The organism is Ensifer sp. 22521 (assembly GCF_052044795.1).
Classification (GTDB): domain Bacteria; phylum Pseudomonadota; class Alphaproteobacteria; order Rhizobiales; family Rhizobiaceae; genus Ensifer.
Map to the genome: position 1 here is coordinate 1 of NZ_JBQENM010000060.1, position 8,754 is coordinate 8,754.

An 8,754-nucleotide genomic window follows, 5' to 3' on the forward strand; every position below is an offset into this window, starting at 1 on the left:
AGAGCCTGACCGAAAAAGAGTTGAGTGAAATCAGTCATTTGTGATTCTGTTTGTTTGCTTAGGACGAACGGAGACCACAATGGGTTGGACTGATTTCACCCGTCGGCAATATGCCCGACGCGCGAGTCGTTATGCAAGTGATCTGACGGACCGGGAATGGGGATTGATCTCGCCTTATCTACCTGGGCCAAGGCGTTTGGGCAGGCCACGTCGTACCGATCTTCGCGAGGTCGTGAATGCGCTGCTTTATATTGCTTCGACGGGTTGTCAGTGGCGAATGCTGCCAAAGGACTTTCCGCCGTTTACGACAGTTCAGGCCTATTTCTACGAATGGCGGGCGACGGGTTTATGGAGCGGGATCAACCATCGTCTTGTGATGGAGACGCGCGAGTTGGAAGGTCGGCAAGCCTCGCCGTCTGCTGGCGTGATCGACAGCCAGAGCGTGAAAACCACGGAAAGCGGCGGGATTTCGGGCTATGACGCCGGCAAGAAGATCAAGGGGCGCAAGCGCCACATCATTGTCGACACGCTGGGGCTGATGGTCGGCCTGGTGGTGCATGGCGCGGACATTCAGGACCGTGATGGGGCATCCGGCCTCCTGAAATCAATCCGCCACCGCTGGCCCTGGCTCCGACATGTCTTCGCCGATGGCGGCTATGCGGGCGACAAGCTGAAGGGGAGATTGGCGAAGTTCGGCCAGTGGACGATGGAAATCGTCAAGCGTTCCGACAAGGGCAAGGGCTTCACCGTGCTGCCGCGTCGCTGGGTGGTGGAACGGACCTTCGCCTGGCTCGGTCGTTGCCGTAGACTGGCCAAAGATTGGGAGAAAACGATCGCCTCCGCCGAGGCATGGATCACAATCGCCCACATCCGCATCCTCACGCGGCGGCTCGCAAGATACAGATATTGCTGAGGTCTTTTTGAGTCAGCCTCTAATGCCGGTGTTGCACGCTGAGATGATCAGGGAACACGGTCGTTAAGTGGTGCCGCTTAATGATACACGCACCGATTCTGTGTCGCGTTCTTCGAGAAGACGCACTCTGAAACCGCGCTCCTGATCAGGCACTGCTGCTACGTCCAGCTTTTCCGTCGGTTCGACCACGTCGTTGCTCAACTCTCCATATTTGAGAATACCCATCGACTGGGCGTACCTCTACCGTACGCTCAGCGGAGCAGCACGGCCGGATCCGCTTCGCTCCATCCAGCCCGTCCTTTGGGTGGGCAATCCCCCCTCCGGTTTTCAACTGGCCCTCTCTCTCCCGGTCCTCGCCGGATAGGCAGGAGAAAATGCCTCCCCTGCCATCAATTGTGAGGGAACTGAAGTGCGGACGCGTGAAGGAATCGCCGGCGATGACGGATACGGAAAATCTCAAAGATCGATTCTGGAGGAAATGATCGAACGGCATATAGCGGCCCAGCTAGTGACCGCGGATGAGTGAAGCGTCGTGATCCAGATTGCCGCGGGGACGAACGTGTACCTGGCCTGTCGGCCCCTTTGGTCGGCAACACCGATTTTGGCCGCGCCGAACGCTCCACCGGGAACGGGCGCAGCGGGAGCGACCGGTATTGTCACACGCCGATCGGAATGAATTCCAGGATGGGTTGGTTGCAGGTTCGAGTCCTGCCGGGCCCACCATTATCACCTCGAGCGTCACTACCCTGCCCAGCACACCCAGAAGCGATGATCAGTACGGCCCCTATTCGGTGCCATTCATTCCGTGGAATAGAGCTCCTCCTCGCGCGTGTTTAGCATTCCCGCCAATGTGCGCAAGGCGCTGCCGAGCTGATCCATCGTCGGGGGTCCCCGACGGCGCGCGGTTATAATACTTTGGCAGAAACTTATAACATTGACAGTGTGCTCACAACGTTATAAGTTCTTGGCAGAAAATTATAACGGCGACCAAGATGAGCGACCACGACTTTGGTCAAAGGGAAGCGCGCGTCAGGCAGATCGCTGCGCTTGTCGGCGCTTTCAAAAGGACGAAATGCCAATGATGAGAGAGATCGACATCAGCTATCGGACGATGTTCGCGGAGCTGACGCAACGGACGCTCGACGGTCAGTTTTTGGCAGACTTCCCCATGGAAGGATGGTTCGTGACCGTGACCGTCAAAGACCGCAATTACTGGTATTTCGACCTCCCAGATGGCGAGGGCAAATACAAGCGAAGCTATGTCGGTCCAGAAAGCGACGAAGAGATCACGGCACGGGTGAAGGCGCACAAGCAGATCAAGGACGATCTCCGGGAGCGGAGGCGCATGGTGAGCACGCTACGTCGTGCCGGTCTCCCCGGTCCCGACACCTTCGCGGGCGATATCACGAAGGCGCTTGCCGACGCCGGCTTGTTCCGGCTACGTGCGGTGCTGATTGGGTCGGTGGCATTCAGCACCTATGCGGGGATGCTTGGCGTCCGACTGCCCTCGTCTGCCATGCAGACAGGCGACGCGGATTTCGCGCAAGACTTCGCGATCTCGGCCGGGGTGCAGGACAGCCTTCCGCCCATTCTAGATATCCTCCAGTCGGTCGATCCCGATTTCCGGGCCGTGCCGCACCAAGCGGACAAAGCCAAGGTGGTCGCCTTCCAGAACGGTAGGGGCTACCGAGTGGAGTTCCTGACTGGAAACCGAGGATCGGACGAATACACGGGCAAGCCGTCTCCCATGCCCGCCCTCGGCGGCGCTTCGGCAGAAAACCTCCGGTTCCTGGACTTCCTGATCTACGAACCTGTCCGCACGGTGCTTCTCTTCCGCGAAGGCGTGAACGTCCTGGTCCCCGCTCCCGAGCGGTATGCCGTCCATAAGCTTATCGTTGCCTCGAGAAGGCTCACTGACACGCTAGGACGCGTGAAATCGGACAAAGACCTGGTGCAGGCCTCCCTACTATTCGAAGCCCTAGTAGAGACGCGCCACGAATACGAGTTAGTCGATGCTTGGGAAGAGGCGTGGGATCGGGGAGATTCTTGGAAGGAAGGCCTTTGCAACGGCCTCTTGAGGCTATCAGCCAAAGGTGTGAAGGCGCTTGGTAAGGCGCTCGGATCGAAGATGCCTGACTTGGAAAAGTTGAGAGCTGATGATCGTCCCAAATGACTTCCCCGGCCACGCAAGCCGCTCCTACGCGCCGACAACGGCCGTCGGCGTCGCGGATCGCCAGCAACGGCCTCTGGTCTCACGTCGACACGAACAGCCTCCCCGGCGTGCGTTTGTCAGCCTTCCTTGTAGCCACCGTGGGCAACAATGCCTGTGCCCGTCGTAGACACTATCTGGCCGCAGAGGCTGCTCAGACCGTCGAGGCTGAGCGCCCAGCCGGGCGGCTACAATGCGTTCCGCCAGCGAGCGCGCAGCACGTCGGGGCGGTGGTAGGTTCACCCGCAGGGGTGGCGAAATTCGCCAGGTCCTCGAAAACGCCGAGTTTTTGATGAGGACTATTCGAGTAGCGTGTGGGCATGGCGTGTGACTGAACCCCGGTCCCGAAGAACAGCATTCCAGTCGATACATTACGCAACTTTCGAAGCACAGAACGCTATCCTCGTCTGCACCGGCTCTAGTCTTGAAATCTCTCGCAGCCGCACAGATATCGGTGCGGTCGCTCAGTTATTGCCGCATGACTCCAGCGTGTGACCTAAGCCTGTCACCGGACAGGTGATGCTACACAAGGAAAGTCCATCTGGACGCCGAACGGGAACGACCTCTAAGTGAGTGTCGTTCCCGTTCGGGTTCCATCCATTATGTCGTCTGTCTGCGAGCATGAATTGCAGTTAGCCAAATGGGCCGCATGCCGCGAGACGTTGGAACTCAAGCAAGCGTCGACCTGAAAGCGCCACCGTCGAGCAGGATATTCTGGCCGACAATGTAGCCTGCGTACTGGCTGCAAAGAAATGCCGCGGTAGCGCCGAACTCCTCAATCGTGCCGAAGCGCCCGGTCGGATTCTCCGCATGCGCCTCCTGCCGCGCCTGGTCGATTGAGATGCCCTTCATTTCTGCCCTTCGCTGGAGAAGCACGGCTACACGATCCGTCTCATGCGACCCTGGTAGGAGGTTGTTGATCGTTACGCCATGTTTCGCGACTTGCCTCGCCGTCCCTGCCACGAAACCGGTCAGTCCGCTGCGCGATGCGTTGGACAGGCCCAACTCCGGGATCGGTGACTTTACTGATGCGGAGGTGATGTTGACGACGCGCCCCCAGCTCCTACCGATCATGCCGGGCAGAACCGCTTTCATCAGCAAGATTGGGGTCAGCATGTTGGCGTTCAGTGCGTTCAACCATTCATTCGTCTCCCAATCAGACCATAGCCCAGGCGGCGGTCCCCCTGCATTGGTGACGAGGATGTCGGCTTTCGGTTCCGCTTCGAGAAGCTCTTGCCGTCCTTCTACGGTCGTTACGTCGGCGACCACGGCATAGACTTCGGCGTTTGCCAATTCGCGAAGCTCCCTCGCGGTGGCCTCCAGCGTGTCCCGGCTACGACCGTTCAGGGTAACGATCGCGCCCGCCTCCGCAAGCTTCTGCGCCACGCCTCTGCCCAGCCCTTTTGAACTCGCGCAGACGATCGCACGCTTGCCCCTTATTCCCAAATCCATCGCAGTTCCGTCCTTCTATTGGTTTGCATCTTTTGCGATTTGTTCAACCGCATAGACGAGGCCATCGACCTCCCCCGCGGTATTGAAGTAACTGACCGAGGCTCGGGCTATTTCCTGTAGTCCGCGCGCGGTCATGTCGAAGGGCGTGTAGGGTATGCCGTTTGCCCCGATTGAGATACTCTTCTCGGCTAGCTTGCTTCTCACAACCGATGCCGAAATTCCCTCCACGGTGAAAGAAACAAGGCCCGACTGTTTCTCCCCGAGATCGCGCACCTCAACCGCCGGAATGCGCTTCAACCCTTCCCGAAGCTGGGTTGCCAGGAGGGCGATGCGGACTTGGATCGCCTCGACACCCAACTCTGAAGCCAGCGCGATCGCTTCGCCGAGCCCCAGGAGCAGTGATATAGGCGCTTCGGATGTTTCGAATAGACGGGCGTCTTTCCTCAACTCGACCTTTCCATTCACCAGAGGGCCGGAGCTCACATCGACGAAACGGGGATTGAGCTTCTCAATGAACTTAGAGCGAACGTACAAAAGAGCCGTTCCGCGCGGCCCTCTAACGTATTTCCTGCCGGCCGCCTTGAGAACATCGCAACCTATCCTCGACACATCGATAGGGAGCTGACCAAGTGCCTGCCCGGCATCGACGAAGTATGGGATGCCAGCCGCGTTGGCCACCCGCCCGATGGCTTCGGCGTCGTTTATCAGTCCCCCGTTGGCAGGAAGCCATGTAAGCGAGATCATGCGCACCTTGTCGTCGATCATTGCGGAAAGAGCGTTCGGATCGACACTGCCGTCTTCCCTGCAGGGAATGGTCTCGATACTTGCCCCGGCATGGCTTGCCGCACGCTGCATCGATGCGACATTACCGCCCCATTCCTGTCGGCCAATTAGAATGCGCTCGCCCGACCTCAGCTGTGGCAACGCGGCAAACACGCTCCCCCAAAGGGCAGACCCCGATCCACCGAACGCAACCTCGCCTTCGTCGGCGCCGATGAACTTGGCAGCGTTGGTACGAAGCATCGCGAGCTCGTCCGCAACCAGTGCGGCAGCTTCCATCGGACCTCGCGTCGATTCCAGCATTAAGTGTCCGACAATTGCTTCGGTGACCCGCCTCGGTGGGAGCGAAGCTCCGGCGTGATTGAAGTGCCTCCGCTCGGCGCAGCCGGGTGTGTCGTTGCGCAGGCTGTCGATTTTTGCGTCGGTCAGCACCTGGTCTCCTCCAGTTCCACAACCGCATCGATCTCGACGGCTGCCCCCGAGGGAAGCGAACTGACACCAATGGCGGCCCTCGTGTGCTGCCCGGCTTCGCCGAACACCGCAACCATCAGGTCGGAGGCACCGTTTGCAACCTTCGACTGATCCTTGAACTCGCTCGTTGCCGCGACGAATACGCCAAGCTTCACGATGCGACGGACAGACGAAAGCGAGCCGTCTGTATTGGCAGCGATCTGTCCGAGAAGGTTGAGGGCTGCGATACGCGCCGCTTGCACCCCCTGCTCGTGAGATATGACCGCACCCAGGGTGCCTGCAATGATCTCACCATCCGGCGCCTTGCTGATCTGACCGGAAATGAACAAGAGGTTGCCCGTGTGGACCACCGAAATGTAGTTCGCAGCCGGAGTAGTCGGTGCGGGCAGTTCTAGGCCAAGCGTAGCCAGTTTTTCACGGATGGAAATCGTCATCGCTTTCTCCTTTTCTTTCTTGCTTCATGAAAGAAATCCGAGGAGCCCGCCAATTCAAAGCTTTGCGCCCTGCGATCGAATTCGTTAATGTCAGCCGTCATTCATCCGCGAGGCATCGGCACGTTGCGCAGTTCCCCATTCCTCCCACCCCTTTCCGCGACCAGGGTCTTCCAGGTGGTAGCAAATCGAGGGAGCTTTCGATTGGCGGGCGAGGAACTGCTAATTACGCAAAGCGCGGTGAGCCACCACATCAAGCAGCTCGAGAGTGCTCTGGGTACTCCACTCTTTCGTCGCAAGAGTAAGAGCATAGAGCTGACCGAGGCAGGCACGATGTTTCTTGCCACCGTCGACGAGGCCTTCACTGTGCTGTCGGAGGGCACCGCGAGGGTGCGCTCGCGATCCGGGCAGACCAGGTTGCGTGTGAGCCTGCTCCCCTCTTTCGCCGCGAACTGGCTGGTCAACAGACTTGGCGGTTTCCTCAAGAGCCATCCAGCGATCGAACTCGAATTGGATCCGACCCTGCGAATTGTCGATGTAGGGCGCGGAGAAGCGGATATCGCGATTCGATTTGGCGATTTTGGCGCGAGCAAGCAGTCCTGTGTGCACCTCGCAAACGAAGATTTGTCTCCGGTGTTGAGCCCGGGGCTGTACGGAGACGGCTCCCAGTTTCAATCCCCCCTGGACCTTCTCAACCATGAGATACTGCAGGCCAAGAGCGGCCTCGAATGGCAGCTGTGGTCGGAGGCAGCCGGATTTCCACTTGAGAAGGCCAAACAGACCCGCCTGACCGACTACAACATTGTATTGCAAGCTGCTCTTGATGGTCAGGGTGTCGCCATGGGGCGAGGCCTTCTTGTTCGGGAGCATATTCGGACGGGGCGGCTGGTCAGGCCCTTGTCAGCTTCCTTGAGCTCACAGAAAGCAGCGTACTGGGCAGCCTTCGACCCGCTCTCGAGGAAACTTCCAGCGATAGACGCTCTTGTCGGCTGGTTGAAAAACGAAATGACCCCATCGGCGCAGAGAACGTCCGGCACCATTTTTTGATCGATGCAATCGCCGTCCCAGCGGTAAGATCTGCCGGCGGATACCTCTTGGCGCACCCCACCAAGTATTTCTGCACAATGCCCGAATTTTGGATGAACATGCAGGCCGGCTTTAACCTCAAGACAGAGGAAGTAGCGCTTCATGGCGAACTGGAGTTGTTCCCCGATAGAGCAGCATAGCCGGCCCTACCCCAGTGAGGCACCTTCCAGTCGATACATTATGCGATCTTCTGTAACGGGCGCTTCGTCAATCCCTTGTGCGCTCAATCCCTCTCCGAGTGCTTGCTTCTGTCCGCAGTCGGAGCTTTGCCGCTGCTCTATGGGGTCTGCTGAGGACCGGTTGGCCAATCTTTTAGAGGCGCAGTCACGCAGTGCTGCTGATCGCATAGCGGCCTAACCCATCCATCGTCCCGGCGAAGGGACCTTGCTGCGGAGGGCTGATGGCTGTGCCCGTCCGAAAGCCTGTCTTGTCGTCTCCTCCGATCAAGCCGCCAGGGCTGGCGCTCCCTTATGAGGAGCGAAGTTGGTTCTGTCCCTGAGCATGCGATGCAACACCACCGCTAGCTTGCGGGCCAGCGCCACGCGCGCCTTTCTGGGGCCGGCACGTCTTGCGACCGCCAGTGCCCAGCCCCTCAGATCGGAGCCTTTGACCGGTCGCGTCAGGATGACGTTGGCCGCCTCGAAGAGCGCGGTGCGCACACCCCCATGTCGCCGATCTTCGAGATGCGACCGCTATGATCGGTCCCGCCCGATTGATATTTCTTCGGCGCCAATCCGAAGTGCGGCCCGACCGCGCGGAAGGAGCGGAATCGCTCCGGCGCATCGACGGCCGCCACAAACGTCAGCGCCACCAGGACGCCAACGCCTGGCGTCGTCATCAGCCGCTGTGCGTTGTCATCCTGGCGGGCGATGGCATGCAGCTTGCGCTCAAACCCTGCAAATTCATGCACAAGCGCGTCGCGCACCTTCAGCAGTGCCATAGCGATCGCTTCCAAGGTCGAATGACCTGCAATCAGCACGCGGATACGTCCCGCGAAAGTGCGCCGTGTCGTCGGCCCGACCTTGAGGCCGAAGCCGCGCAGGATGCCCCGGATGCTCATCTCGATGTCGTGAAGCTTACCCTGAATGAGCTTGCGGGCGGTCAGCAGTGCACGCACCTCCTGGGCGGCCAGAGATTTGCAGTGGACCGGTCTGAACCAGCCAAGCCGCATCAACTGCGCAATGCCCCGGGCGTCCTTCTTGTCGGTCTTCACCGGCATCGTCTTGAAGGCTGCACGCACGTGGCGCGTCTCGATCAGCTACCATCCCGGCATGGAGCCACTGCGACAGGGGGCCGGCCTCCAGTCCAATGCGCCCCATCGCCACGCCGTGCGCGCCGAACCAGGCGATCAGCGCATCGGGTTCGCTGAGGATCTTCGCTTCCCGGATGATCCGGCCATCCGCATCCACCAC

7 protein-coding genes and 1 pseudogene are annotated in these 8,754 nt (G+C 59.5%); 3 read left to right on the forward strand and 5 right to left on the reverse strand.

The window, feature by feature from the left end:
• The first annotated feature begins 79 nt into the window (after window positions 1-79).
• The gene (locus ACTJKE_RS36295) at window positions 80-913 is read left to right on the forward strand and encodes an IS5 family transposase (RefSeq protein WP_058326576.1); all 834 of its coding nucleotides are present in this window, start codon (window positions 80-82) and stop codon (window positions 911-913) included.
• Window positions 914-976: 63 nt separating this feature from the next.
• Here the strand turns inward: ACTJKE_RS36295 and ACTJKE_RS36300 are convergent, their stop codons facing one another.
• On the reverse strand, window positions 977-1,138 hold the full coding sequence (locus tag ACTJKE_RS36300; RefSeq protein WP_440693879.1) for a hypothetical protein: 162 nt from the start codon (window positions 1,136-1,138) through the stop codon (window positions 977-979).
• Between the two features lie 853 nt (window positions 1,139-1,991).
• Between ACTJKE_RS36300 and ACTJKE_RS36305 the strand changes: the two genes are divergently transcribed.
• Window positions 1,992-3,086, forward strand: a complete 1,095-nt coding sequence (locus ACTJKE_RS36305; RefSeq protein ID WP_058328971.1) for a nucleotidyltransferase family protein — start codon at window positions 1,992-1,994, stop codon at window positions 3,084-3,086.
• A 705-nt stretch (window positions 3,087-3,791) separates the two neighbouring features.
• Here ACTJKE_RS36305 and ACTJKE_RS36310 read toward each other — a convergent pair.
• From ACTJKE_RS36310 to ACTJKE_RS36320, 3 genes are read right to left on the reverse strand one after another with little or no spacing between them, the layout of a single operon-like run.
• The gene (locus tag ACTJKE_RS36310) at window positions 3,792-4,574 is read right to left on the reverse strand and encodes an SDR family oxidoreductase (protein ID WP_057251577.1); all 783 of its coding nucleotides are present in this window, start codon (window positions 4,572-4,574) and stop codon (window positions 3,792-3,794) included.
• 15 nt (window positions 4,575-4,589) lie between these two features.
• Window positions 4,590-5,786 carry an aminotransferase class V-fold PLP-dependent enzyme gene (locus ACTJKE_RS36315; protein ID WP_245296236.1) on the reverse strand — a complete coding sequence of 399 codons (1,197 nt, stop codon included), beginning with the start codon at window positions 5,784-5,786 and terminating at the stop codon, window positions 4,590-4,592.
• Window positions 5,780-6,259, reverse strand: a complete 480-nt coding sequence (locus ACTJKE_RS36320) for a RidA family protein (protein WP_057251578.1) — start codon at window positions 6,257-6,259, stop codon at window positions 5,780-5,782. Before ACTJKE_RS36320 ends, ACTJKE_RS36315 begins: the two co-directional genes overlap by 7 nt.
• 87 nt (window positions 6,260-6,346) lie before the next feature.
• Here ACTJKE_RS36320 and ACTJKE_RS36325 point away from each other — a divergent pair, with 87 nt between their 5' ends.
• The gene (locus ACTJKE_RS36325; protein ID WP_280938125.1) at window positions 6,347-7,303 is read left to right on the forward strand and encodes a LysR substrate-binding domain-containing protein; all 957 of its coding nucleotides are present in this window, start codon (window positions 6,347-6,349) and stop codon (window positions 7,301-7,303) included.
• Window positions 7,304-7,785: 482 nt separating this feature from the next.
• Here the strand turns inward: ACTJKE_RS36325 and ACTJKE_RS36330 are convergent.
• Window positions 7,786-8,754 (reverse strand): annotated as a pseudogene (locus tag ACTJKE_RS36330) (IS110 family transposase); the annotation flags it as partial.